General features: G+C 69.8%; 27 protein-coding genes. 8 read left to right on the forward strand and 19 right to left on the reverse strand.

The genetic code is table 11. The features are described 5' to 3' along the window. Positions 1–679: 679 nt before the first annotated feature. From IE108_RS01145 to IE108_RS34705, 5 genes are all read right to left on the reverse strand, one after another. Positions 680–979 carry a hypothetical protein gene (locus tag IE108_RS01145; protein WP_064728960.1) on the reverse strand — a complete coding sequence of 100 codons (300 nt, stop codon included), beginning with the start codon at positions 977–979 and terminating at the stop codon, positions 680–682. Further along, positions 976–1,707, reverse strand: coding sequence for a GntR family transcriptional regulator (locus IE108_RS01150; RefSeq protein WP_064728959.1), 732 nt, complete (start codon positions 1,705–1,707; stop codon positions 976–978). The genes IE108_RS01145 and IE108_RS01150 overlap by 4 nt, the downstream gene beginning before the upstream one ends. Positions 1,708–1,715: 8 nt before the next feature. Next, entirely contained in the window at positions 1,716–1,940 is a 225-nt protein-coding gene (locus IE108_RS01155; RefSeq protein ID WP_053637609.1) for a hypothetical protein, read from the reverse strand. 199 nt (positions 1,941–2,139) lie between these two features. Further along, positions 2,140–2,451: a hypothetical protein gene (locus IE108_RS01160; RefSeq protein WP_064728958.1), complete on the reverse strand. Its 312-nt coding sequence runs from the start codon at positions 2,449–2,451 to the stop codon at positions 2,140–2,142. Positions 2,452–2,463: 12 nt separating this feature from the next. After that, positions 2,464–2,742 carry a hypothetical protein gene (locus IE108_RS34705; protein ID WP_064728957.1) on the reverse strand — a complete coding sequence of 93 codons (279 nt, stop codon included), beginning with the start codon at positions 2,740–2,742 and terminating at the stop codon, positions 2,464–2,466. A gap of 78 nt (positions 2,743–2,820) precedes the next feature. Between IE108_RS34705 and IE108_RS01165 the strand changes: the two genes are divergently transcribed. Beyond that, entirely contained in the window at positions 2,821–3,576 is a 756-nt protein-coding gene (locus IE108_RS01165; RefSeq protein ID WP_064728956.1) for a GntR family transcriptional regulator, read from the forward strand. 353 nt (positions 3,577–3,929) lie between these two features. On the opposite strand, the gene IE108_RS01170 is transcribed toward IE108_RS01165, so the two are convergent. Beyond that, positions 3,930–4,292 carry a hypothetical protein gene (locus tag IE108_RS01170; RefSeq protein WP_064728955.1) on the reverse strand — a complete coding sequence of 121 codons (363 nt, stop codon included), beginning with the start codon at positions 4,290–4,292 and terminating at the stop codon, positions 3,930–3,932. A gap of 204 nt (positions 4,293–4,496) precedes the next feature. Between IE108_RS01170 and IE108_RS34710 the strand changes: the two genes are divergently transcribed. Further along, positions 4,497–4,742 carry a hypothetical protein gene (locus tag IE108_RS34710; protein ID WP_229851539.1) on the forward strand — a complete coding sequence of 82 codons (246 nt, stop codon included), beginning with the start codon at positions 4,497–4,499 and terminating at the stop codon, positions 4,740–4,742. Between the two features lie 338 nt (positions 4,743–5,080). Here the strand turns inward: IE108_RS34710 and IE108_RS01180 are convergent, their stop codons facing one another. The 6 genes from IE108_RS01180 to IE108_RS01200 form a co-directional block, all read right to left on the reverse strand. Then, positions 5,081–6,253, reverse strand: a complete 1,173-nt coding sequence (locus IE108_RS01180) for a DUF262 domain-containing protein (protein WP_159394619.1) — start codon at positions 6,251–6,253, stop codon at positions 5,081–5,083. Next, positions 6,243–6,947 (reverse strand): hypothetical protein, encoded by a 705-nt coding sequence (locus tag IE108_RS01185; protein WP_159394618.1) that lies wholly within the window; start codon positions 6,945–6,947, stop codon positions 6,243–6,245. The genes IE108_RS01180 and IE108_RS01185 overlap by 11 nt, the downstream gene beginning before the upstream one ends. Positions 6,948–7,676: 729 nt before the next feature. Next, complete coding sequence (locus IE108_RS34715) at positions 7,677–8,048, reverse strand: hypothetical protein (RefSeq protein WP_079163593.1); 372 nt, start codon at positions 8,046–8,048, stop codon at positions 7,677–7,679. Next, entirely contained in the window at positions 8,045–8,776 is a 732-nt protein-coding gene (locus tag IE108_RS01190) for a formylglycine-generating enzyme family protein (RefSeq protein WP_064728954.1), read from the reverse strand. The genes IE108_RS34715 and IE108_RS01190 overlap by 4 nt, the downstream gene beginning before the upstream one ends. A gap of 140 nt (positions 8,777–8,916) precedes the next feature. Beyond that, positions 8,917–9,315, reverse strand: coding sequence for a PIN domain-containing protein (locus IE108_RS01195; RefSeq protein ID WP_064728953.1), 399 nt, complete (start codon positions 9,313–9,315; stop codon positions 8,917–8,919). Continuing rightward, positions 9,312–9,593, reverse strand: coding sequence for a hypothetical protein (locus IE108_RS01200; RefSeq protein ID WP_064728952.1), 282 nt, complete (start codon positions 9,591–9,593; stop codon positions 9,312–9,314). Before IE108_RS01200 ends, IE108_RS01195 begins: the two co-directional genes overlap by 4 nt. A gap of 144 nt (positions 9,594–9,737) precedes the next feature. On the opposite strand from IE108_RS01200, the gene IE108_RS01205 reads away from it, so the two are divergent. Both IE108_RS01205 and IE108_RS01210 read left to right on the forward strand, forming a co-directional pair. Further along, a complete protein-coding gene (locus IE108_RS01205) occupies positions 9,738–10,637 on the forward strand; it encodes an SRPBCC family protein (RefSeq protein ID WP_064728951.1) in 900 nt (299 codons plus the stop codon). Between the two features lie 29 nt (positions 10,638–10,666). Further along, positions 10,667–12,205, forward strand: a complete 1,539-nt coding sequence (locus tag IE108_RS01210; protein WP_064728950.1) for a fused MFS/spermidine synthase — start codon at positions 10,667–10,669, stop codon at positions 12,203–12,205. Between the two features lie 6 nt (positions 12,206–12,211). On the opposite strand, the gene IE108_RS01215 is transcribed toward IE108_RS01210, so the two are convergent. Beyond that, entirely contained in the window at positions 12,212–12,898 is a 687-nt protein-coding gene (locus tag IE108_RS01215; protein ID WP_064728949.1) for a DUF2848 domain-containing protein, read from the reverse strand. A 155-nt stretch (positions 12,899–13,053) separates the two neighbouring features. On the opposite strand from IE108_RS01215, the gene IE108_RS01220 reads away from it, so the two are divergent. Continuing rightward, on the forward strand, positions 13,054–14,460 hold the full coding sequence (locus IE108_RS01220; RefSeq protein ID WP_229851541.1) for an MFS transporter: 1,407 nt from the start codon (positions 13,054–13,056) through the stop codon (positions 14,458–14,460). 64 nt (positions 14,461–14,524) lie between these two features. Beyond that, positions 14,525–15,322, forward strand: coding sequence for a carbon-nitrogen hydrolase family protein (locus tag IE108_RS01225; RefSeq protein ID WP_064728948.1), 798 nt, complete (start codon positions 14,525–14,527; stop codon positions 15,320–15,322). Between the two features lie 83 nt (positions 15,323–15,405). On the opposite strand, the gene IE108_RS01230 is transcribed toward IE108_RS01225, so the two are convergent. Genes IE108_RS01230 through IE108_RS01240 form a run of 3 tightly spaced genes read right to left on the reverse strand, consistent with a single transcriptional unit; the run spans position 15,406 to position 18,467 of the window. Then, positions 15,406–16,053: a GntR family transcriptional regulator gene (locus IE108_RS01230; protein WP_226484186.1), complete on the reverse strand. Its 648-nt coding sequence runs from the start codon at positions 16,051–16,053 to the stop codon at positions 15,406–15,408. A 54-nt stretch (positions 16,054–16,107) separates the two neighbouring features. Continuing rightward, positions 16,108–17,127, reverse strand: a complete 1,020-nt coding sequence (locus IE108_RS01235) for a hemolysin family protein (protein WP_064728946.1) — start codon at positions 17,125–17,127, stop codon at positions 16,108–16,110. Next, a complete protein-coding gene (locus tag IE108_RS01240) occupies positions 17,124–18,467 on the reverse strand; it encodes a hemolysin family protein (protein ID WP_064728945.1) in 1,344 nt (447 codons plus the stop codon). Before IE108_RS01240 ends, IE108_RS01235 begins: the two co-directional genes overlap by 4 nt. A gap of 366 nt (positions 18,468–18,833) precedes the next feature. Between IE108_RS01240 and IE108_RS01245 the strand changes: the two genes are divergently transcribed. Beyond that, on the forward strand, positions 18,834–19,862 hold the full coding sequence (locus tag IE108_RS01245; protein WP_064728944.1) for a sporulation protein: 1,029 nt from the start codon (positions 18,834–18,836) through the stop codon (positions 19,860–19,862). Positions 19,863–19,944: 82 nt separating this feature from the next. On the opposite strand, the gene IE108_RS01250 is transcribed toward IE108_RS01245, so the two are convergent. Beyond that, positions 19,945–21,273, reverse strand: a complete 1,329-nt coding sequence (locus IE108_RS01250) for a hypothetical protein (protein ID WP_064728943.1) — start codon at positions 21,271–21,273, stop codon at positions 19,945–19,947. 238 nt (positions 21,274–21,511) lie between these two features. Then, positions 21,512–22,078 carry a DM13 domain-containing protein gene (locus IE108_RS01255; RefSeq protein WP_064728942.1) on the reverse strand — a complete coding sequence of 189 codons (567 nt, stop codon included), beginning with the start codon at positions 22,076–22,078 and terminating at the stop codon, positions 21,512–21,514. A 232-nt stretch (positions 22,079–22,310) separates the two neighbouring features. On the opposite strand from IE108_RS01255, the gene IE108_RS01260 reads away from it, so the two are divergent. Continuing rightward, complete coding sequence (locus tag IE108_RS01260) at positions 22,311–23,084, forward strand: polysaccharide deacetylase family protein (RefSeq protein ID WP_064728941.1); 774 nt, start codon at positions 22,311–22,313, stop codon at positions 23,082–23,084. Between the two features lie 50 nt (positions 23,085–23,134). Here the strand turns inward: IE108_RS01260 and IE108_RS01265 are convergent, their stop codons facing one another. Further along, the gene (locus IE108_RS01265) at positions 23,135–24,325 is read right to left on the reverse strand and encodes an NAD(P)/FAD-dependent oxidoreductase (protein WP_064728940.1); all 1,191 of its coding nucleotides are present in this window, start codon (positions 24,323–24,325) and stop codon (positions 23,135–23,137) included. Positions 24,326–24,351: the final 26 nt, after the last annotated feature.

The raw sequence follows: 24,351 nt of genomic DNA on the forward strand, positions 1-24,351 counted from the left end.
GTAGGTTTGCCAGACCTACAACGGACGACCAGGTCAGGGCCGTAGGTAAAGATTCCACTATGAGAAGGTCAAGTCTGCCCCAAGGGCACCCTTAGGTCGGGCTGTCGTGGATACGCTCCGTCACCGAAGGTGCAGCGTAGCGACGGAGCGTATCCACGACAGCACCACTAGACCTTCACGGTAGTCACGATGAGTGACAATCCCTGCTTTGCGGGCGCCCAGGAGACAGCTCATCTACAAGTTCATCTACAAGCCTGCGCTCCGTTGTAGATGAGAGCAGCTAGGGAGGACACAGCCCTAGGTGGTGGCTGGCTCCTCGGGTTGCTGAGTGCCTAACTGCGTGACAACGCCGACGCACGCAGGCGAACATGCACGGACGCCTGCGGACAGTCAGTGCATGTGAACGGCACCTCAGCCTATGGCCGAACGTGTACCGAAGTTGCTTCGGGACGAAGAGGTCGTGTTCTTTGGCTGGTGGAAGCCGAGGGCGGATCCTGGGCCGTCCCGGCCGTTCACGGTCACCCGACACTGACCGGCAACGACAGAAGCCCACGGCATCTGAACTATTCAGAGTCGTGGGCCTCTTCAGTCCCGCTGGTCAGCGGAGCCGGTGATCAGTAGACGGGCTCCTGAGCGCTGACAGGAGGGCCACCTCAGGGACGCCGCCGTGACCGCGCCTTTAGGGCTGGAGTTCGCTCACCGCTAGGAGATGACCGCGGCTGGCTGCCACGCGGACCACGTCTCGTAGGGCTCGGGACACTTCGGTCAGCATGAGCCGCAGGTCATCGCGGCCGGCGTCCTGGTAGCCGAGGACTCCCGCGGCCCGCTCCAGAAGATCGGTTGCCATCCCGAGCTGTACCGCTTCGATGTTGTCCGCCAGGCGGGACATGTAGCCGCCGCTGTCATCGGTGCTCAGGTAGCAGGGCTTGCCGTCCGGGCCCGACCACGGGAGGAGTCGTAGTTCGTTCTGCGGCGTCATCTGCGCGCCTGCCTTTCTTCGATCACGTGGTGGGTACTGAAGACAGCGTCGACACGATCCCCAGGGAACACCAGTAGTGCCGCCTCAATGACTCGCCCGGTGTTGTCCGCCGCAACGCGGGTGATCGCGAGGACGGCCAAGGCTGTGTTGATCCGCAGGGTCGACGCCTCGTCCGGCGTTGGGAGACGGGCGGACACCATCTCGTGGATCTCGGCCGGCGGCGGGTCCGGCACAGAGAAGCTGGCCTCCGCCCACGCCCTTGAGGACCGGTCGCCGAGCGCCTTGGTCGGTGTCAGGTCTCGCGGTACGTAGACGCGGGCCAGGCTGTGTGGGGACTCTCCCTCGTAGCTGAGTCGGAGGTATTCGGTCAGTGGGCTTCCGTCGTCCACCTTCAGCAGCGCTGTCAGGTGGCCCCGCGCGGGCAGCACCGTAGTTCGGACCGTCATGCGCAGGTCCACGTCTGCGGCAGTCCGTGGATCCAGCGTGCCCCATCCACCGACGTACGTGACCTTGCGCAGCGGGCGGCGGACGAAGTTGCCCTTGCCGTGGATCTTCTCGACGAGGCCTTCTCCCTGGAGCACGGCGAGGGCGCTTCGCAGTGTCGCCGTGCTGACCTTGTACCGGTCGGCCAGGACGGACTCAGACGGGAGCCGTTCACCGGGTCCGATTCGACCGGTCGTGATCTGGCGTCTCAGGTCGTCAGCGACGACGAGGCGGCGAGACGTCATGGACTACGTCACCGCCTTCTCGTCATCCGCACGGCGACGAGCCGGGTTCGCCCGTTTATGGTCAGCAGCTCTCCCGACTCGAACAGGAGTTGCTTCGCGCCCTGGGGCAACTGGAAGAGGTCGCTCACCCGGCATGCCCGACCGCCGACTTGGATGATGTCGCCCCGCAGAACGGTGGCCGCCGTGATCTCGACGTTGGATGCCAGCGCACCCCCGGGGGCCCAGTTGCTCACCGCTTCACCGCCGGTCGCGTGGAGTGGTCCGGCGCGGGGTGGCAGGGGCAGGCGCACGTCTCGTAGATCACCGGCAGGTCGACCGGCGCAGGAGATGGCGCCGCTTCCGCACAGGCTGCGTGAGTGCCAACCCTGCATGCAGTCGACCGGTAGGCAGCAGCCCCGGTTTCCGATACATAGAGCTGTTGACGAGGGGGCATTAGCGAGCACCTGCCAGAGCCGAGAAGGCCTCAGCCGACAGTCGCGGCGCCACGATCATCGAGCGTTGGCGTGCGCGCTGCCGCTCCCAGGCCAGCACGTACGGACGGACGAGCGCGTTGTCCTCGCCCAGGAGCAGGTGAAGGCGGTCAGCGGTGTCCGGCATCCATTCCGGGACGGCCGGTGGTTCTACGGCGAGCGCGAGCGGCGCCGCGACAGCCGTTCGGGACGGCGTTAAGGCTCGGCGGTGCCTGCCCTTGGGGAAGTGCCGCGCTCTGGCGAGCGTGACGGCACGGCGGATACGGTTGAGCACGCTGCTCAGCTCCTATCGCTGATGGCTCGGTCCCCCGACGTCGCCCGTCGTGGGGGCCGCTTTGCGTACGACCGCCCAGAGGGTGCGGCCGTTCTGGCTGGTGGCGTGGAGCCCGAATCGATCGGCCTCCGCCAGGACTTCCAGGACCTCCCGCCATGACTCGGCGGAGAGCGATTCCGGTACCTCCGCCTCGACCGACGTGCACCGGTCGCGCTCTTCCACGCGTGTGGTGAGCCCGACTGCCGATAACCGGGCGGCGATGGCCTCCGCGCTCACTCGCGAAGCGGGCACAGAGAAGCCTCCGTCACTCGACGATCACTTTGAGTAAAGCTAGTTAACTAGATTGGACTAGTGGACTAGATTTTCCATATGTCTGAGCAGCCGCCCTATCTCCGCATCGCCGACGAGCTACGGCAGCGGATCGCGGAGCACGTGTGGGAACCGGGGGACCGGCTGCCCTCCCGCGCGCAGATCGGCCAGGAGTGCGGCGTAGGCGAGAACGTCGTCCGCAGGGCGCAGGAGCTGCTGATCTCCCAAGGCGTGCTGGAAGGTCGGGCCGGTTCGGGCACCTACGTCGCCGAGCCCCGGCAACGCGTGCGCGTAGTGCGGTCGTCGGCGCGCGAGCAGCCCGAAGGGTCGCCGTTCCGGGCGGACATGAAGGCCGTCGGCAGGCAGGGCGACTGGGAGAGCAGAACGGACGCCAAGGTGCCGGCCCCGGCGGAAATCGCCGCCCGACTCGGGATCACCGAGGGTGAGCTGTGCGTCCGGACCGCGTACGAGTTCCTGGCCGACGGCAGGCCCGTGCAGCTCTCGACCAGTTGGGAGCCGTACGACCTCACCGCCGGGACTCTCGTCGTTCTCCCCGAAGGAGGACCGCACGCAGGCGCGGGCGTCGTGAACCGCATGTCCGCGATCGGCATCACGGTCAGCCATGCCGTGGAGCAGCCGGAGCCCAGGCAGGCGACCGCCGAGGAGGCGTCGCTACTCGGCATCCAGAAGGCCGCACTGGTCACGCACATCCGACGGACGTACTACAGCGACGACGGTAGGCCCATCGAAACGGCGGACATCGTGGTGCCCGCCGCTCACTGCGAGATCGTCTACGAGATCCCGATCAACCGCTAGCCCGGCCTAGGGTTCGCCGTATGGCCGACGACGCCCAGCTCTGTCCCGAGTGCAGCCAGCCACTGAAGTCCGGCGGTCTCGTGCTGTCCAAGCGAGACGACGACGGCCGGAGGGCCTGCCGGTCTCTGTGGCGATGCATCGACCGGCAGACCTGGTGGCAGTGTGCGGATCGGCCGGAGGAGGCATTGGAGGTCTGCCCAGTCCCTCAGCTGTTTCGCTGACATCCAACGCTGACATCAACGAGGCCGGACGGCGGCATACAGCAGCGCCCCCGAAAGACCGCCGTTCCAGCCGCCGATGGTCCCAGGGACGGGCATAGATCGAACTCCTAAAGCGCGTATCGAGGGCCGACGTCATTCCTCGCGGCTCTGAGCGAACACCTGCTGCTGCTCCTCCCGCCAGCTCCAGTTGCCTGGCCGGGAAAACGGCAGGCTTCGGGCAAGGCCGGAGAACTGGTCGGATGGCTCCCGGCTGGCCTTGTTCACCACGATCGCCGAAAGCATCGGTGCTCGTCCGTCCTCGTTGCGGTGGAGGCAGACATCCTTGAGCAGGTAGGTCATGACTCCGCGGTATGGCGGGACGGAGTCGAAGCCCTGTACCGCCAACTCGGCGCTCAGCTCCCCGTACGTCATGGTCTGCCCCTGTCGGGCCCGCTTCCGCAGGATCTCCACGGCCGCTTCGACCGCTGCCGGATACTCCGGGTCCTTGATCCTCATTACCCCTCCCCCATCGCGTGGACATTGCCCAGCCTGCGCATCGTACTGGCCGGACACCGGCCCGGTACTGCTAGAAGCGGTACAGCAGCGAAGTACAGCAACCTTCCTGACCTCAGGCGACCACCAACGGCTGTCGGAAGCCTTCCGACCAGCCCACTGACCCTCGATGGGCTTTCAGCGCTCACGACCGGCCACTACCGCGGCGTGATCTCGGCAGCGCAGGCCGGAGGTGGGGTGGCGCCGCACCACAGCGTGGCAGTGCAGCGCTCAGGCCAGGAAGCCAAGGCGTGGGCACGGCTCGGCGACCGTCGGCAAGTCGAGGTCGCTCTCGACAAGGGGCGGCGCCTGCTCGAAGGCATGCCGCATCCCGACAACCTGGACAACCACTTCGTAGTGGACCCCGCCAAGTTCGACTTCATACTCGATGGACTGCTATCGCCTGGTCGGTGAGGACAAGCTCGCCCGCACGCTCGCTGAGGAAGCACTCAGGGCCGGCACGGACTTCGACGGTCGCGAGCGCTCACCCATGCGCAACGCGGGAGACCGCGTCACGCTGAGGGTCACGGCAGCACGTGAAGGCGACACGGAGGAAGCACTCACGATGGGCGCCCGTGCTCTGGATGGCGACGGCAATCTATGCCGTCGCTCATCATGACGAGCCGCGAACTCGCCGCCGAGATGAAACGCCGATACAGCTCAGAACCCGCGGCACAGGAATACCTCGCACGGCTCCAAGTACTCGGACTTGAAAAGCCTGGATTCCTTCTCCAATGAGACTTCGAAAGACATTAGTCACCCCCGTCGAGGTTCTCCTCATCCCTGTCAGGGGCAGAAGCATACAAGTCTTCAATTGTTGCAAGGCGATCCACTGGACTGGTTGATTCGTGTTGAGGCTCTTCAGTCATCTCCGGACCCCACAACACGCTATTAAGCGCATTGATCCTTTTGCGTCGGCTTGCAAGGTCGCTCGAATTTCTGATTCCGCTTTCATATACGCGGGCAGCGAGACTGATCGAGGGATCAGCCGCCACTCCGGCAGGAAGCCGCACTACAGTGTTTACAGATTCCGAGAAGTCAACAAGCTTCTCACGAAGATCCGCCCTCTCTGCCGCCCCCAAGGGGAAGCTACTCACCTTTGAAGAAAGCGCGAGAAATAGCGCATAGAAATCAATCTTCTTTGACCACCGCAACTTGTTCGGCCATTCTAGAATTTCGGCCACTTCCGACAATACCTTAGCGAAAACAGATTCCACACGTTCTCGATCAGGGAAATCCTCCTCGAACGCTCCGTAAAATCTATCCAGAGTCGCCTTCTTGTTCTGCGGACCAAACAAGGATGCAACGACAAGCTCACCCACATATTCGATATCCAGCATTCTCCGAAAATCGTTAGCCGTAAAAATATTGGAGCTGACCCAGAAATCATCCTGACTCAGTTTATTTACGCAAGTAATGAACTCGCCCCAATAAGTGGCTTGCCGCAGCTCTTGGCCATTCAGCGCAACATTGTTCCTGTTGAGTCGGCCAAAGATATTCCGAATCTCCTCCTCTTCCATGATGGGCAAGGATCTGACGACGAACCTGTATTGCCAGATACGCTTTTTAAGATTGTCACCTAGATCTGCAAACCTCAGACCAGAATACTCTTTTGCTTCATCGGTGAGCGCATAAGATCCGTCCAAAAATTCCATACATGCCCGAACTCGCTGCTGCCCATCAACGACGGTGTGCACTTCATCCCCTTCAGCCGTCGTAGATGACTGGAGGTAAAGCTCGGGAATTGGATATCCACGCAGGATCGTGTCGATAAGAAACGATTTCTGCGCCACTTGCCAAACCGGGTTCCTCTGAAAGGGGGGACTCAGTTCCAGCTCTTGAGAGTTAAGCCTCTTCCAGAACCAGGAAATCGTCTGGTGCGTGGCCTCCGCAAACCGCTGATTCGCAGGCAGCTCAGCATTCATCAATTTGCCTCTCTGGTGCAATTTCCGAAATATCGGCATTCTTTACTGCGAGTGCTTCCGGCGCTTCGTCAGGGTCCGGGTTCGTCAGATCGAGACGCAAATCTCTAACACACTTGACCTGATAATAGCGCAGAGACTCAAAATCTCTGTAGATTCGCGCCTTTATCTCCCGTCCTTCGGTTGGTTCCCTGAGAGCAGCCTTCGCCAGTGCAACCGTCCATTGCCTCCCAAAGGGAACCTTTGAAAGTAGACTATCAGTGGCAATCGTACCGTCGAAAATTAGATTCTTATGATGCCATTTGAACATGCTCTTCTCAAACCTGCTCAAGGCCAGGCTCTCCGATGGGGTGAGCGTTCTAAGCCATCTCCAGCTCTCATCGAAATGTCTAGAACTGATAACTGCAACGTCAATGTCAGAGCCGCTGTGAAAATGAGAGAAGTTCTTACTTGGGGAAAGGCTAACCCCTACACATCCGCTCCCAACCACAACGATCGAAAACGGGTCAACGTCGAGGTCCCGACCGAGCTCAATCTTCCAATCGACGTACTGTCGTCGGCTATTAAAAATCCACGGGACGCGATCAATGACATAGTGATTGACAAAATCCTCTGGTGTAAGCGCCTTCAGCTCTTGCTCGATTAGCGCGCTGTCCACGCGCTCCGAGGCGCTTGTCCGCCTTGCTTCGATACCCACGCCGTTATTTTGGCAGGTACCGACGCCCATGTCCCCTCAAGTCAACTCTTGGACTCGCCAGGTCACATGCGCAGCAGGAAGCCCAAGCAGGCAAGACATTACAAAGTAGAATATTCCGGTCGCTCGGCACGCCTTGGAGATCGTTCCATCTTCTTCCGCTGCGCGAGAGTGGTAGCTTCCGCGGGCTCAGCCCAGGGGACCAAACGGGGGCCAAACATTGCAGCCGCGCGAGGACTGTCCCGGACAGTGGTGGACAGTCCCGGAACCGAAAGAGCGGCCCTGATACTTGATTGCAACGTCACGAGGGCCCTTGATCGCGTTCGGGACGAAGATGTCGTGCCAGGACCGTGCCAGATCGTGCGGGGAACCACGGGGAATGGCGGGGACCAGGTTGCTGACCACTCGGGCCCCATAGCCGGTCAGCCGCAGGCCAGCCCGGCAACCGTCCGGAGAAAACCCAAGCTTCCCAAGCTGAGAGCGCGAGTTCGATTCTCGTCACCCGCTCCAATACGAGCCCCCAGGTCATTGACCCGGGGGTTGTTTCATTTCCGCCCATCGGACGGGCAGCGCTGTGCCCGGGCTGCCCCCGACCCCCTTGGGCCTCGGCCGTCGGGTCACATGCCGACGGCCTCGCTCAGACGGCTGCGTGCCTCGACGACATCGGTGCGGGCTGCATTCGCGGCCACCGGTCTGAACACCGAGCGGAGCAACTCCTCAGCCTGACCAGGTTCATCCGGTGCCGGTATCAGCCTTGTGCAGCATGTGAGTGAGCAGCAGGGCGCCTCCAGTCGCTGCCCCTACCGCTCCCGCGGCCAGGAGACCGCGAGAGGAGCGCCAGGACAGCACCGACCAGCGCGACTGCGCGGAAAACAACGATCCTGTACTCAGCCACGACCCGGTTGAGATCAGCGACAGGGCGGAACCGATCGAGCCGACCGACAGGGCGCTTCCGATCGAGCCCACCGACAAGGCCGAACCGACGGACCCCACAGACAGCACGGATCCCACTGAACCGATCGACAACACAGAGTCCTGTGACCACAAGGACAGCACTGAGCCCGAGGAGGCACGCCGGACTGGCAGTACGGACTGTTTCTTCATGACGCCATCCTGCCCGTCGGTCGCCAGACTTCCGTGAATGAAGACGCCGCGGGCTCGGCATGCCCCTGACTGGTCGGCAGAGGTGCGACCGGGCGGACCGCAGTGAAGTCCTGGAGCTCGTAGCGAGTGGCGGAGAGCAGCAGCAGCCACTCGTCGCAGCCCTGCCACGGAGAGAGGTCGCCGGCGCCTCCGCGCACCACCCGCGGTCCGTCCCCGGTGCGAGGGCGTCCGTCCGCGGGGGCGTTCGTGAAATGGGGGATCCACACGTCGGCGCAGATCTCGTTCGCCGATCCCATCGCCGCCAGCCCGAAGGCGTTTTCGGCCGCGGCGGTGCGCTCTTCGTCGGTGAAATCGTCAAGGACCTGGTTCTCCTCCGGCCTCCTGTCCCCCCGGAAGGTCAGAGTGGTCGTACCTGCCCGGGCGGCATACTCCCATTCCGCCTCGCTGGGCAGCCGGAAGGGCAACGCCCCGAGCAGATCGGGCAGGTCGTCCTCGATCCGAGCCGTGCTCGACTCCGACTCGGTGAAGCCGTCCTCGTACTCGGGCAGCCAGTGCCGTACTTGCGTCACCGTGAGCGGATGCCGAGCGATCAGGAAAGGCTCGACGCGTACTTCCCGCACCGGCCGGGCCTGGTCAGCACCGGTGAAGAACGCGTCCAGGTCGTCATCGGCGCCGTCGCCCCGCTCGATGGCACGAACCGCGTCCAGTTCCGCGTCGGACAGGCCCATCCGAAACGTCCCACCAGGCACAGCCCGGAAGACCACGCCGGAAGGGGTGTGTCGCCAGGCCGGTCGGCCGGCCGGCCACGGTCTCTTGAGCCCACATGGCGCCGGACGCTAGCAGCAGCCCGGCATCCTGGTTCAACGGCTCAGACCTTCTCGGTCCTCAGGCGGGAATGCCCGGCGGTGAGCATGCCGATGTCTTCCACGTCCGAAGTCAGAATCGTCACCCGGCCGGGATGCTGCAAGGCGGTCGCGCACAGCATGGCGTCGATGGCGTACGTGTGGCCGTGCAGGCCGGCTGCCCGCAGCAGGGCGGCGGCGGACTGGGCGACCGCTTGCGTCACGGGCTCGACGCCCAGGCGGGACAGGGTCCACCGCAGTGCGGCGTCGTTGATCTTGGGATGGATCACCTCGACCAGCACGGCGGCCGAGGTGATCACGGGCAGGTCCGCGTCGCGAGCCGCCGTCAGCCATTCGTGGATTTCCCGGTCCCGCTGCACGGTCTTCGCCAGGCCCTCGCTGTCCAGGACCAGGGCACCGCTCACGCGGCCGATCCTGGGTTCGCGGTGCCTCCGGTCATTCGGGCGCGCTTGGCCGCGACGGCCTCGGGGTCGGCCGGACCGTGCACCTTGTCGAAGTCCGCGATCAGCTCGTCCAGGTTGTCGCGCTCGATCTGCCGCTGGGCGGCCTTCTCCAGGTAGGCCGAGACACCACGCTTGCCGACCCGCTCGCGGATGGCCTGCAAGGTTCCCGTGGTCAAGGTGACGGAGATACCGCTGGTGGGGCCGTCGCCGGGCGGGAATTCAACGTCGTCGTCAGTCACCCTTCGAGTATGCCATTTGAAATGGCACAACAGCCGAGTGGGCCGCGCCGCTCGGGGCGGATGGGGAGATGCGAGCCCCCGCCCGCGGGAGGAAGGTGGAGGGAGAGAGGGGGCGGGTGTGCGTGGGGGTGTAGGAGGTGGGCCGTGGGCAGGGCGCAGGAGAAGGACGCCGGGGCCGGTGGGTCTGGTGTGGACCGGCTCAAGGAGGAGTTGGCCGCCTTCGCCTCGGCGCAGGGGCAGCGGCTGGCGGACCGGGCCGGGGAGAAGATCAGCGATCTCGCGCAGGGGCTCGGCGAGGTGGGCGACGGCGACAGCACGTTGCTCAACGTGGGCAAGCGTGTGCTCGGCGAAGGGGAGTCGCCGGTCAAGGCGTTCCTCGGCGAGAAGGCCGGGGACGTGAAGGACAAGGTGGTCGACACCGTGAAGGCGGCCTTCGGCGGGGGCGGTGGCAAGGCCGGGAGCGTGAAGGTCACCAACATCGTCGAGGTCGTCGACGTCGGCAAGCCGGTGCGCACCGTGTACGACCGCTGGACGCAGCTGGAGGAGTTCAGCTCCTTCACCAAGGGCGTCCAGAGCGTCTCGCAGTCGGACGACACCGAGAGTGACTGGAAGGCCAAGATCGCCTTCTCCAACCGCAGCTGGAAGGCGACCGTCCAGGAGCAGGTTCCCGACGAGCGCATCGTCTGGAACTCCGAGGGCGGCAAGGGGACCACGCGCGGTGCCGTCAGTTTCCACGAGTTGACCCCGGACCTCACGCGGGTCGTCGCCGTCGTCGAGTACTACCCGTCCGGCTTCTTCGAGAAGACCGGCAACATCTGGCGGGCGCAGGGCCGTCGTCTGCGCCTCGACCTCAAGCACTTCCTGCGGTACGCCACCCTCTCCGACGACGAGGAACTGGAGGGCTGGCGCGGTGAGATCCGCGACGGCGAGGTCGTCCGCACGCACGAGGAAGGGCTTGAGGACGACGAGGAGGAGGGCGACGAAGAGGAGGAGGGCAACGACGAGGAGGCGGACGACGAGTACGTGGAGGAAGAGGAGGAGTAGGGGGTGGGTCGCGTGGGACACTTCCCCCCGTGACCGATTCGTCGCCCTCAGTCGTCGCTGAAGCCAACGCCCCCGCGCGCGGGGTCGGTTCGCGGGGGGCCGGTGTGCTCGTGTTCGGGGCCTCCGCCGCCGTACTCGTCGTCGAGATCGTCGCGCTGCGGCTGCTCGCCCCCTACCTCGGGCTCACCCTCGAGACCAGCACGATGGTGATCGGGATCGCGCTGACGGCGATCGCCGTGGGGTCGTGGCTCGGGGGGAAGCTCGCCGACCAGGTCGACCCGCGGCGGCTGCTGGGGCCCTCGCTCGGGGTGTCGGGGGCGGTCGTGGCGCTCACGCCCGCCGTGCTGCGGACCACCGCCGAGTGGGCGCCGGCCGCGCTGTTCTTCATCGCGTCGATGACCATCCTCGTGCCCGGCGCGCTGCTGTCCGCGGTGACGCCGGTCGTGACGAAGCTGCGGCTGACCACCCTCGCCGAGACCGGGGCGGTCGTGGGGCGGCTGTCCGGGGTCGGTACGGCCGGGGCCATCTTCGGGACCGTGCTGACCGGGTTCGTGCTCGTGTCGCGGTTGCCGGTCAGCGGCATCCTGCTCGGCCTCGGGGCGCTGCTGGTGGCCGGGGCGGCGGTGGTGGAGTGGCGTGCGCGGGGGTGGAGCGGCACGCCCGCGCTGGCCCTCGTGGTCGTCGCGGGCGGTCTCGCCACCGCGGTCGCGCCCGGCGGCTGCGACGCGGAGACCCGCTACCACTGCGCGCGGGTGGTCGCGGATCCCGACCGGGCCGGCGGGCGCACGCTGGTGCTGGACGGCGTGCGGCACTCCTACGTCGACGTGGACGATCCGACGTTCCTTCGGTTCGAGTACGTGCGCGCCCTCGCCGCCGCGGTGGACGCGGCCTTCCCGGGGGACCGGCCGCTCGCCGCCCACCACCTGGGCGGCGGCGGGCTCACCTTCCCGCGCTATCTCGCCGCCACCCGGCCCGGGACCCGCAGCCTCGTCTCCGAGATCGACGGCGGGGTCGTACGCATCGACCGGGAGCGGCTCGGTCTCCGCGCGGCCGCCGGGGTCGACGTGCGGGTCGAGGACGGGCGGCTGGGTCTGCGGCGGCTGGCCGCCGGCAGTCGCGACCTCGTCGTCGGCGACGCCTTCGGGGGCGTCAGCGTGCCGTGGCACCTGACCACGGTGGAGGCGATGACCGACGTGCGGCGGGTGCTCGACGAGGACGGGCTGTACGTCGTCAACCTCATCGACCACGGGCGGCTGGACTTCGCGCGTGCCGAAGTGGCCACCCTGGGCGAGGTGTTCGAGCACGTCGCCGTGGTCGGCAAGCCCGGTGACCTCGGCCTCGACCCGGGCGCCGGCCCCGTGGGCGGCAACCTGGTCGTGCTCGCCTCCGACCGGCGCGTCCTCGACCTGCGCGCCACGCAGCGGGGCCTGGACGCCCGGGGGACCGGGTGGCGGATCGCCTCCGGGGACGCGCTCGCCGCGTGGACCGGCGACGCCCGGGTGCTCACCGACGACCACGCGCCCGTGGACCAGCTCCTCCAGCCGTCGGTCACGCGGAGCGGCGGCTGACGGCCCTCAGCCGATCGGGGCCGGCATGGGCCGGACGTCGTACCGGAGGCTGATCGCGTCCCCGGTGGCGGGGTCGGCCAGCTCCACGCTCCAGCCGTCGGCGAACTGGTCGACGCCGGGGGCCATGGGGATGGTGCCGGAGATCAGGACGGTGCCGGGCGTCAGGTCGCCGCGGGAGCGCAGGACGTCGATCCAGTAGGCGGGGTCGAGGAGTTCGGCCAGGGTGCCCTGCTGGATCAGCGTCGGCGTGCCGCCGTGGGTGACCCAGGCCCGCAGGGTGAGGTCGTCGAGGCGGGACTCCACGTCGGCCAGGCGCCAGGCGCGTCGGGCCAGGACGTCGGGGCCGGCGTTCTTGCTCCAGGCCACGCCGTGCACCTCCAGGTCGCGGTCGGTGTGGTCGCAGGCGGCGGTGAGCAGCAGCTCGCCGTCGTCCGCCACGACCAGCGCCCACTCCGCCTCGCCCGAGGTGCGCCCGTGCTGGGCCTGGACCCGGTCGGTCTGCTGGGCGAGGTAGGGGGAGACGGGGTAGAGGGCGGGCGTCACGGCCGGGCCGGGCACGCCCAGCTCGGCCAGTTCCGCGACGTGCGCGGCGACGTCCTCCTGGCTCCGTCCGGCGTACCCGGCGTTGAGGACCTGGACGACGTCGACCTCGCGCGTCGATCCGTCGGGCAGTTCGAAGGTCAGCACGGCCATGGGGGCACTCCCTTGAGGTCGGGTCCGCCGAGGCCGGGTCCGCGGACCCGGCCGGCGGGGAAGTTCTCGCGCAGGGGGTTGCGCATACGACCTGTATACAAGAAGTATGCCGGAAGGTCGATGTCTCCCGACGTCCCCGAGCAAGGATGGGAACCATGTCCGACACCCCCAAGGACGCCCCCGAGGACGCCACGAACCCGGAGGACGCCAGGAAGGACGGCCCGGACGCGCCCCGGCGGCGCTCCGGCGTGCGCCGCGCCTTCGTCGCGAGCCTGACCGGCACGGCGCTGGAGTGGTACGACTTCGCCGTCTACTCCGCCGCGGCCGCCCTGGTCTTCGGCGACCTGTTCTTCCCCTCGGAGGACCCGCTCACCGGCACGCTCCTGGCGTTCTCCACCTACGCCGTCGGTTACGTGTCCCGCCCGCTGGGCGGGTTCGTCTTCGGCCGGCTCGGTGACGTGATCGGCCGCAAGAAGGTGCTGATCGCCACGCTGGTACTGATCGGCGCGGCAACCTTCCTGATCGGCGTGCTGCCCGCGTACTCGACGGCCGGCGTGGCCGCGCCCATCGCCCTGGTCGTGCTGCGCTTCGCGCAGGGTGTCGGGGTCGGCGGCGAGTGGGGCGGGGCCGTGCTGCTGTCCAGCGAGTTCGGGGATCCGCGCCGCCGCGGCTTCTACGCCTCCGCCGCCCAGGTCGGGCCGCCCGCCGGGAACCTGCTGGCCAACGGCGTGCTGGCGGCCCTCGGCGCGACGCTGACCGAGGCGCAGTTCGAGTCGTGGGGCTGGCGCGTGGCGTTCCTGTTCTCCGGCGTGCTGGTCGGGTTCGGGCTGTGGATCCGGGCGAAGCTGGAGGAGACCCCGGTGTTCAAGGCGATGGAGGCCGAGCGGTCACGGCCCCAGGCGCCGGTGCGCGAGGTGTTCACCACCCAGCCGCGCGCCCTGCTCGCCGCGATCCTGTGCCGCGTCGGCCCCGACGTGCTGTACGCCATGTTCACCGTCTTCGTCCTCACCTACGCCACCGAGGAACTGGGCATGTCACGCGGCTCCGCCCTCGCGGCCGTGCTCATCGGCTCCTCGATCCAGGTCTTCCTGATGCCGCTGGCCGGCGCCCTCTCCGACCGGGTCAACCGGCGTCTGCTGTACGGGGGTGCCTCGGTGGCGGCCGGTGTGTGGCCGTTCGTGTTCTTCCCGATGGCCGGCGGCGGCACCTGGCTGCCGCTGGCCGCGGGGGTCGTCGTCGCGCTGGTGATCCACTGCCTGCTGTACGGTCCGCAGGCCGCGTTCATCACCGAGCAGTTCGCACCGCACCTGCGCTCGACCGGCTCGTCCCTCGCCTACACCCTGGCCGGGATCATCGGCGGCGCCGTCGCACCGCTGCTGTTCACCAGCCTGCTGAGCGCGTACGGCACCTGGGCGCCGCTGGCCGGGTACATCGCCCTCGCCTCGGCCGTCTCCCTCGTCGGCGTCTGGCTCGGACGCGATCCCGACGCGGCGCTGGACGAGGACGCCGCCCTGGCCGCCGCACCGAAGGCGCCGCGGACCGCCGGCGCCACCCGCGTCTGAGCGCCACCCGTATCCGAGCGCCACCCGCATCCGAGCGCCATCCGCATCCGAGGAGGATCACACCGTGCGCATCGCCCTGTGCCAGCTCACCACCGGCCCCGATCCGGCGAAGAACCTGCTGCTCGTCGAGGAGTGGACCCGGCGGGCGGCGGATGCCGGCGCCCGCGTCGTCGTCTTCCCGGAGGCGTCGATGGCCTGCTTCGGCACCCCGCTCGCCCCGCTCGCCGAGCCGCTGGACGGCCCCTGGGCCGACGGCGTGCGGCGCCTCGCCCGGGAGACCGGCACGGTCGTCGTGGCCGGCATGTTCACCCCGGCCGACGGGGGCCGGGTGGCCAACACCCTGATCGCCACCGGGCCCGGGGTCGAGGCGTCGTACGACAAGATCCACCTCTACGACGCCTTCGGCTTCCGCGAGTCCGACACCGTCGCCGCGGGCCGGGGCCCGGTGCTCATCGACGTGGACGGCGTACGGATGGGGCTGGCCACCTGCTACGACATCCGCTTCCCCGAGCTGTTCCGGGCGCACGCCGACGCCGGTGCCGCGGCCGTGCTGCTGGCGGCGTCGTGGGGCGCGGGGCCGGGCAAGGCCGAGCAGTGGGAGCTGCTGGCGCGGGCCCGTGCGCTGGACGCCACGGTGTGGCTCGCCGCCGTGGGCCAGGCCGACCCCGGCACCGGCGCGGGCCCCGGTTCCGCCCCGACGGGCATCGGGCACAGCCTCGTCGCCGGACCCGACGGGACCGTGCGGCACGCGCTGGGCGCGGAGCCCGGCCTGCTCCTCGCCGACCTCGGCGTCGACGAGGTCGACGAGGTGCGGCGGCGGATCTCCGTACTGGCGAACCGGCGGCCGGAGGTGTGGGGGTAGGGGGTGAGGGGTTCCACGGGCGGGCCGCCCGACGGCGGTCGCTGGTGGTCGCCAGGGCTCGTCGGGGGCTCTTGGGTGAGTGCCTAGCCCGCCAGCAGGACCTTGAGCGTCGACTCCAGGTGGTGGTCGATGGCTGCCCACGCCGCCCGGGCGTCGCCGGCGGCCAGGGCGTCCAGGATGGCCTCGTGCTCCTCCAGCACCGCCTCCTGGCGGCCCTGCACGCTGAACAGGGCGGCGACACCCGCCCGGACCTGGCGGCTGCGCAGGCCCTCGTAGTGCCGGTCGAGGAGGGCGTTGCCGACGGCCGAGACCAGGGCCGCGTGGAAGCGGTGGTCGACGGCGATGAACTCCCGGGCCTGGTCGGCGCCGGTCAGCCCGCGCTGCCGCTCCAGCAGGGACCGCAGCTCCGCCACCGGTGCTCCCCCGCCCGCGACCAGCTCCTGGGCGGCGTACCGCTCGACGATGCCGCGCAACTCCATCAGCTCGCGGATCTCCCGCCCGGTCAGCGGCGACACCCGGGCGCCCCGCTTCGGCACCAGCTCGACCAGGTCCTCGGCCGCGAGCTGCAGCAGCGCCTCGCGGATGGGCGTGCGGGAGACGCCGATCCGGTCGGCCAGCTCCTGCTCCGACAGGAAGGTGCCCTGCATCCCGGGATCCGTGAGCACCGTCTCCTTGAGATACGCGTACGCCTTCTCCCGACCGGACGTCACGGCAGCCCCCAGCTCTCGCATACACCTTGTATACGGACGCTACCACGCGGTCTCCGCCCGGTCGGGCCGCTCGGGTCAGGCCGCCCGCGGTTGCAGGTAGCGGGCCAGCAGGTCGTCCAGGGTCACCATGCCCGTGAGCGTGCCGGCGCCGTCGCGGACCACCGCCAGGGTGGAGCGGCGGCGGCGCAGGACCTCGATCGCCTCGGCCACCGTGGTGTGCTCGGCCAGCTCGGGCACGGGGCGGGCCAGGGCGCGGGCGGTGGCGGGACGGGAGCGGGCCCGGGCCACCAGGACGTCGCGGGCGTGCAGCGAGCCGAGTACGCCGGCGCCCTCGCGGACCAGCAGCCGGGTGCGGTCGGCCGCGGCGGCCACGGCCAGGATCCGTTCCGCGTCGGCGTCCGCGTCGACGGCGGTGATGGCGGCGACCGGGACGCACAGGTCGCGCACCGGCGTCTCCGGCTCGGTCAGGGAGCGGGTCAGCAGGCCGGAGTCGGTCCCGCTGATCAGGCCGAGCCGTTCGGACTCCGCCACGAGGTGGGTGAGCTGCTCGCGGTTGTGGACGGATGCCAGTTCGTCGCGCGGGGTCACCCGGGAGAGCCGGACCAGGGCGTTGCTGAGCACGTTGAGGACCCGGATGAGGGGGCGCACCGCCTTCACGACGCCCCGGAAGGGCGGGGCGAGGAGCATGGCGGAGCGCTCGGGATGGGCGATGGCCCAGGACTTGGGGGCCATCTCGCCGAGCACCATGTGCAGGAAGACGACCACGATCATCGCCACGGCGAACGCGACGGCGTAGCTGAGCGCCGCGGGCAGGCCCAGGTCGTGCAGGAGGGGGTCGAGTTCGTGCGAGATCGCGGGCTTGGAGACCGAGCCCAGGCCCAGCGTGCAGACCGTGATGCCGAGTTGGGCGCCGGCCAGCATCAGGGACAGCTCGCGCATGCCGGCCAGTGCCGCCCCGGCGCCGCGCCGCCCGTCGGCGACGGCCTTCTCGACGCGGTGCCGTTTGGCGGCGACCAGCGCGAACTCGGCGGCGACGAAGAAGCCGCTGCCGACGAGCAGGAGGACGGTGACGAAGACGGCCGTCGGGAAACTCATGCCTGCTCCTCCGGGGGCTCAGAAGGCGCCGTCCGCTCGATCCGGACCCGTTCCGGTACGTGGCGGTCGAGGGTGTGTACGTCGATCCGCACGCCGCCGCCGTCGGGCAGCGGCAGGGTGAGGTGGTCGCCGATGGCCGGGAAGCGCCCGAGCCGGTCCACGACCAGGCCGGCCACCGTGTCGTAGTCCTCGTCCTCGGGCAGCTCGATCCCGGTGACCCCGGCGACCTCGTCCAGCCGCCGCCCGGCGTCCACCAGCCAGCCGGCGCCGTCCGCGACCGCGACCTCGGTGACCCGGTCCGACTCGTCGGCGATGTCGCCCACCAGCTCCTCGGCGATGTCCTCGTAGGTGACGACGCCCGCCACGCCGCCGTGTTCGTCGAGGACGACGCCGAACTCGTCGTCCCGCTCCCGCATCCGCTCCACCGCGTCCGGCAGCGGCAGGGTGCCCGGCAGCAGCAGCGGTCCGCGGGCCACCGCGCCGACCGTGACGGTGGCGAGCCGGTCGGCCGCGAGGCCCATCAGCTCCCGTACGCCGAGGACTCCGGGGACGTCGTCCGGGTGGTCGCCGAGCACCGGGTAGTTGGAGTGGCCGTGCCGGGCGACGAGGTCGACGGCCTCGGCGGCGGTGGCGTCCTCGCGGACGAAGACCGCGTCCACCCGGGGCACCATCACCTCGAACAGCGTCCGCTCGGAGAACTCCAGGGCGTGGTCGATCAGTTCGGCGGTGCCGCGCGGCAGCTGCCCCTGTTCGTGGGACTCGCCGATCAGGTGGCCCAGCTCCTCCAGGGTGGCGCCGTGGTGCAGTTCCTCGACCGGCTCGATGCCGATCGCGCGCAGCAGCCTGTTCGCGGCGCCGTCGAAGACCCGGACCACCGGCCCGGCCACCTTCAGGTAGGCGAGCGTGGAGGACGCCAGCGACTTCGCGAGCCGTTCCGGTACGGCGATGGCGAGGTTCTTCGGTGCCAGCTCGCCCAGCACCATCTGCACGACCGTGGCCAGCACGAAGGCGAGCACGACGGAGATGCCGGTGACCGCGCCGCCGGGGACGCCGGCACCGGACAGCACCGGCCGCAGCAGCGCGGAGACGGACGGCTCGGCGATGAAACCGACGACCAGTCCGGTCACGGTGATGCCGAGCTGCGCGCCGGACAGCATGAACGACAGCCGCCCCAGCACCTTCAGGGCGCGGGCCGCCCGCCGGTCCCCCGCGTCGGCCTCGCGGGCGAGGGCGAGCCGGTCGGCGGAGACGTACGCGAACTCCTGGGCGACGAAGTAGCCGGTGCCGGCGGTGAGTACGAACACCGCGAGCACGCCCAGCCAGGCCTCGACGGCGCTCATCGGGCACCGCCCCGCCGCGTGCCGTGCTCGGGAAGTGCCGGGCGGGACGGCCGGGGGCCGTGTCCCGCCGGGTCCGTCGGGGTGGCGGACAAGGGGCGACTCCTCATCTGTGCGTGCAGGCGGCAAACGATAGTGACCGGGAGCGGGTGGCCGGCCGCTCTCCGCGCCGGAGCCGCCGGGCGGGTCGGGGGCGCGTTTCGGCCTTTCCGGCGAGGCGGGCCCGGAGTGCGCTCCCGGCCCGCCGGGGCAACTCTATGCTTCTACTCGCTTGTAGAAACAGGTCCGGGTCCCCGGTACACGCGTCGGCACGCACGACGGCACGCACGGGGACACGTACGACGGCACGCATAAGGAGTGGACGCCACGATGGTGTTCAAGCGGCTTCTCGGTTCACTGGGCGTGGGCGCGCCCACGGTCGACACGGTGCTCGACCCGGGCCCCGTCCGGCCGGGCTCCACGCTCACCGGCCAGGTCCGGCTCAGGGGCGGCCAGGCCGACTTCGACGTCAGCCGCATCACGCTGGAACTGGTCGCCGGGGTCGAGGCGGAGCACGAGGACGGGGAGAGCGAGGGCGTCGTCGTCTTCGAACGGGTCACCGTCGGCGGCGGCTTCCGGCTCGCGGCGGAGGAGGAGCGCGACGTGACCTTCGGCGTCGCGCTGCCCTGGGAGACCCCGGTCACCGAACTGCACGGCCAGGCCCTGGGGATCGTGCTCGGGGTGCGCACCGAGCTCGCGGTGGCCGGGGCCAGGGACGCGGGCGACCTCGACCCGCTCACCGTCTCGCCCCTGCCCGCCCAGGAGGCCGTCCTGGAGGCCCTGGGGCAGCTCGGTTTCGGCTTCCGCTCGGCCGACCTGGAGTACGGGCACATCGGCGGCACGGGGCAGCGACTGCCCTTCTACCAGGAGATCGAACTCACCCCGCCCCCGCGGTACGCGCACCTGGCCGACGAGATCGAGCTGACCTTCCTGGCGGGCCCCGGCGGAATGGAGGTGGTCCTGGAGGCGGACAAGCGCGGCGGCCTCTTCTCCCCGGGCCACGACGCGCTCACGCGCTTCTCCGTGGGCCACGACGAGGAGCGCGACTGGAACGCCACCGTCGAGGACTGGATCCGCCAACTGCTGGAGTCCCGGACCGCGCACGGGCACGAGACTCACGGCCACGAGGCGCACGGGCACGAGGCTTACGGGCACGCGCCGTACGGCGACCACGCGCACGGCGGGCACCACCACGAGGGCCACCACCGCTCCGGTCCCGGGATGGGAACGGCGGTCGCGGCGGGTGCGGCCGGACTCGCGGTCGGCGTCGCCGGCGGCATGGTCGCCGCGGAGGTGGTGGACGAGGTGGGGGACTTCTTCGAGGGGGACGAGGAGGACGAGGCGGAGGACGAGGGCTGACCCGGTCGCCGGGCCGCCCGACGGGCCGGGCCCGGCTCCCCCGAGGGGGGAACCGGGCCCGGTCGTGTGCCGTCGGTGCCGGTCAGGCGTCGGCGTCCGCCTTGCGGCGGCGGGTGACGACCACCGCGCCGGCGCCGAGGACGAGGGCCGCGCCGGCCGCCAGGGCGATCTTCGGCAGGGCGTCGCTCGAACCGGTCTGGGCCAGCGAGCCGGTGGTGGACGTCGTGTTCACCGGCGTGGTGGAGGTGCCGCCCTGGCCGGAGGGGCTGTTGGGGGTGCCCGGCTTGCCCTTGGCGTCGTCCGGCTTGGCCGGGTCCCCGCCGTCGTCCGCGCCCTTGGGCAGGATCTGGAAGACGTGGTCGGTCAGGTCCGGGAACCCGCCGCAGGAGTCGTCGTCGTTGAGGAAGTCGGCCGTGGTGTAGACCGAGCCCTGTCCGGCCGGGACGTCCGCGTCGACCTTGAGGCGGAGCTTGACGTCGACCGAGGTGTTCGCCTTGAGGGAGCCGAGGGACGTGCCGCCCAGCAGCTCGGCGTCGCGCCACTTCGGGCTGGCGGCGGTGGACCACTCCAGGTCGAGGTAGGAGTCCAGCTCCTCGAAGCCCTTGGTGTCGAAGCCGTGGACGGTGGCGAACGGGTACACCTCGTCCATCGTCTCGCCGGTGCCGTTGGTGACGCGGAGCGTGAAGTCCTCCGTGGTGCCGCCGACGACCTCGTCCGGCAGACCGTGGACCACGGCGGTGAGTTCGGGCACGGGGACGCACTCGCCGTCCGGCTCCTCGCCCTCGCCGCCCTCCTCACCCTCGCCGCCCTCTTCGGCCTCTTCGGCCTCGGCGGCCGCGAGCGCCTTCTTGGCGTCCTCCAGCTTGGTCTCCGCCTCGTCCCGCGCCTTCTGGAGGAGGCCGATCTTGCGGGTCTGGTCGACGCGGGCGTCGTCGTGGGCCGTCTGCGCCTCGGTGGCCTTGGTGTCGGCGGCCGTCTTGGCCGTCGCGGCCTCCCCGGCGGCCTTCGTGGCCTCGTCCAGCTTCTGCTGCGCCGCCGCCTTGGCCTCGTCGGTGGTGGCGGCGTCCAGCTCGGCCTGCGCGTCCACGACGGCCTGGTCGGCCTCGGCCTTGGCCTTGCCGGCGGCCTCGGCGGCCTTCTTCGCCTCCAGGAGCGCGGCCTTGGTCGGGTAGGTCTCCTCCTCCAGCCCCTCCTCCAGGAACTGGATGGCGTCCTCCACCGCGGCGACGGCGGCGTCGTACTCCTTCTGCGCGCGCTTGACGGCCTTCCTCAGCTCCTTGATCGTCGGCTTCGCCTGCTGCGTCTGCGCGGCGGGCTTCTCTTCGGCGAAGGCCGGGGCCGACGACAGGAGGACGACCGGCGCGGTCACGGCGGCGGCGACGGCGGTCGCGAGAGCACGGCGAATCTTCACATGAACCCCTGGTCGGGAGGCGGAAAGTGCGAGGGGCGCCGCGCTCGCGGGGTGGTCACGCGGTGCGGCGCTCCGGTGATCGTATGACCTGGACGACCGGGGTCCCAGGGGCTTTCCCGCGCCCATGCCGGAAAAGGCCGCACGTCGTACGAACAAACGGTACGTTCCTGCACAGTTGCGTCCGTAGGCCGCACTTTCTGTGTGGGCCATGTCACTTCGCCGCACGCGGCGTGCCGGGTCAGGCGGGGTCGAGCCGGGCGGCACCGAAGGAGACGTCGAAGCGGTCGCACCAGATGCTGACGCTGCGGTAGCGGGCCGGGTCGACGTCGGCGGGGACGGGGTAGTTCTGGCTGCCCCTGTTGCCCTTGAGGCCGCCCAGGCCGACGTGCTCGCCGTCGTCGAAGACGTGCCAGCCGGCCCGCCCCTCCCGGACCGGCGCGTCGCTCAACAGGACGCGCAGATCGGGGCCGTTGCTCGTGTCCAGGTCCTCGACCCGCACCACGTGGGAGCCGTCGGCCAGCCGTACCAGCCGCACCGTGCCGGACGTCGCGTGCTCGTGGTCGATCAGCTCGCCGCTCGCCAGGGTGACCGGCGCGGCGGGCGACGCCGAGGGCCCGGCGGACGACGGTCCCGCGGCGCGGGCGCGGCCGGCGTCGGCCGTGCCGGGCAGCGCCTCCTGGACGGTCTCGTCCTGCCACAGCTTCCAGGGCTGGAACCAGTACAGCCCGAGGCCCGCCACGGCCACCGCCGCCACCAGCACGCCGCCCGCCCACGGCCGGATCCTCGCGCGTCGTCCAGGGCCCATACCGTCCGCCTCCCGGGGAGAGTTCCGCATGGCGTCCATTCAACGGACCCGGCGGCCCGTCCGGGTGACGCGGCGGATGACGAAACCCTTACGTCGCGGCCTTGTCCACGAACTCCTCCGGAATTGTCCGTGATCCGTAACGGACGGATCCCCCGGCCGCCTTTCCTCGTCATGCCAGGTGGACCCGGGGCGACCGGGGTTCGTCGGCGGACTGCGGGAAGGCGGGGCGGGCATGGCACGGCACAGTGGTGGGCGGGGCTGGTACGGCAAGGTGGTCGGGGCCGCGCTCGGGGTGACGATGCTCGCGGTGGGGGCGTCGGTGTGGACCGCGCAGGCCGACTCCGTGGGCGGTCCGCCCCCGAAGGCGTCCGCGTCACCGGCGCCGGGCGGTGCCGTGAAGCCCGTCGGCACGAGCATCGCGCACGCCTCGGACGCGGGGCCGCGGGGCGTGAACATCACCATCGACGACGGGCCCGACCCGGCCTGGACGCCCCAAGTGCTCGACCTGCTCGCGGAGTACGAGGTGAAGGCCACGTTCTGCGTGACGGGGACGCAGGCCGCGGCCCACCCGGACCTCGTGAAGGACGTCGTCGCGGCCGGGCACCGGCTCTGCGACCACTCGGTGTCCCACGACACGGGCATGGACGGCAAGTCCGAGGCGTACCAGTCGAAGGAGATCCTCGACGCCGAGAAGATGATCATCAAGGCGTCGGGCGGCGTGCGGCCGATGTACTACCGCGCCCCCGGTGGCGCCTTCACCCCCTACAGCCGCGAGCTCGCCGCCTCGCACGGGATGCGTCCGCTGGGCTGGAACGTGGACACCAAGGACTTCGAACGCCCCGGCACGGACGCCATCGTCGAGACGGTGCAGCGGGAGCTGGCGAACGGGCCGACGCTCCTCTTCCACGACGCGGGCGGCGACCGCTCGCAGACCGTCGAGGCCCTGCGCCGGGTGCTTCCGTGGCTGGCGGAGCAGGGCTACTCGTTCGGTTTCCCGGTGCGTTGACCCCGGCCGGGCGGGCGGCCGGGGTCCCGCGCCCCGTCACACACGTGCCGTCACACCGTCGCGGGACGGGTCTGCGGTGACGTGACGGCGCGGCGCCGGGCCGGGACGCCGAGGGTCGGGTTGGCGACGCCCCAGGCGGCGGCCTTGCAGACGACCTCCTTGTAGAAGGCGGCGAAGCGTCCGGTCAGGGCCGCGCCCACCGCCCGGTCGTCGGCGGTGACGTACTGGATCAGGCCTTCGCGGCGGCCCAGCGAGACGCACTGGTTGAAGTAGCGCAGCGGTGTGCTGGGCAGCTTCCCGCCGGTCAGGCGGGCCGCGATGGAGTCGGCGGCCTGCCAGGCGGTGGGGACGCCCGAGGCGCACGACATCCGCAGCGGCTTGTCGCCGGGGCCGGCCACCAGGGCCGCGTCGCCGACGGCGTAGACGTTCGGGTGGGAGACCGAGCGCATGGTGGCGTCGACGACGATCCGGCCGGTGTCCGTCACGTCGAGGGCGGTGGCGCGGGCGACGGGGTGGACGGCGAAGCCCGTGGTCCACACGGTGACCGCGGCCGGGACGGTGGTGCCGTCGGCGGTGACGACGTGGTCCGGCGCGACCGCGGTGACCGCCGCGTTCTCGTACGCGGTGATGCCGAGGGCGTCGAAGACCTTCCGCAGGTGGCGGCCGCCCTTGGGCGAGAGCCAGTCGCCGAGGCCGCCGCGCGCGGCGAGGGACACGTCGAGGTCCGGGCGGGCCTCGGCGATCTCGGTCGCGGCCTCCAGGCCGGTGAGCCCGCCGCCGACCACGACCACCGGCGCTCCGGCGTCCAGGCCGGCCAGCCGCTCGCGCAGCCGCAGCGCCCCGGGGCGTCCCGCGATCTCGTGGGCGTGCTCGGCGGCGCCGGGCACGTCCTGGGGGTTCCAGGCGCTGCCGAGGGCGTAGACGAGGGTGTCGTACTCCAGCTCCCCGGTCCGGCCCGGGTCGTTCGGGTCGGTGACGGCGACGGTCCCGCGGTCCACGTCCACGGCGGTGACCCGCGCGAGGCGCACTTCGACCCCGGTGTCCGCGAACATGGCGGCGAGCGGGCGGGGCCGGAGTTCCTGGCCGACCGCGAGCTGGTGCATCCGGACCCGCTCGACGAAGTCGGGCTCCGCGTTGACGAGGGTGATGGAGACGTCCTCGCGGCGCAGCCGCTTGGCGAGGCGGCCGGCGGCGACGGCTCCGGCGTATCCGGCGCCCAGGACGACGATGCGGTGCTGCATTTCCCTGCTCCTCTCCGGTGGCCGGA

Source organism: Streptomyces parvulus (assembly GCF_014648855.1).
GTDB classification, from domain to species: domain Bacteria; phylum Actinomycetota; class Actinomycetes; order Streptomycetales; family Streptomycetaceae; genus Streptomyces; species Streptomyces parvulus.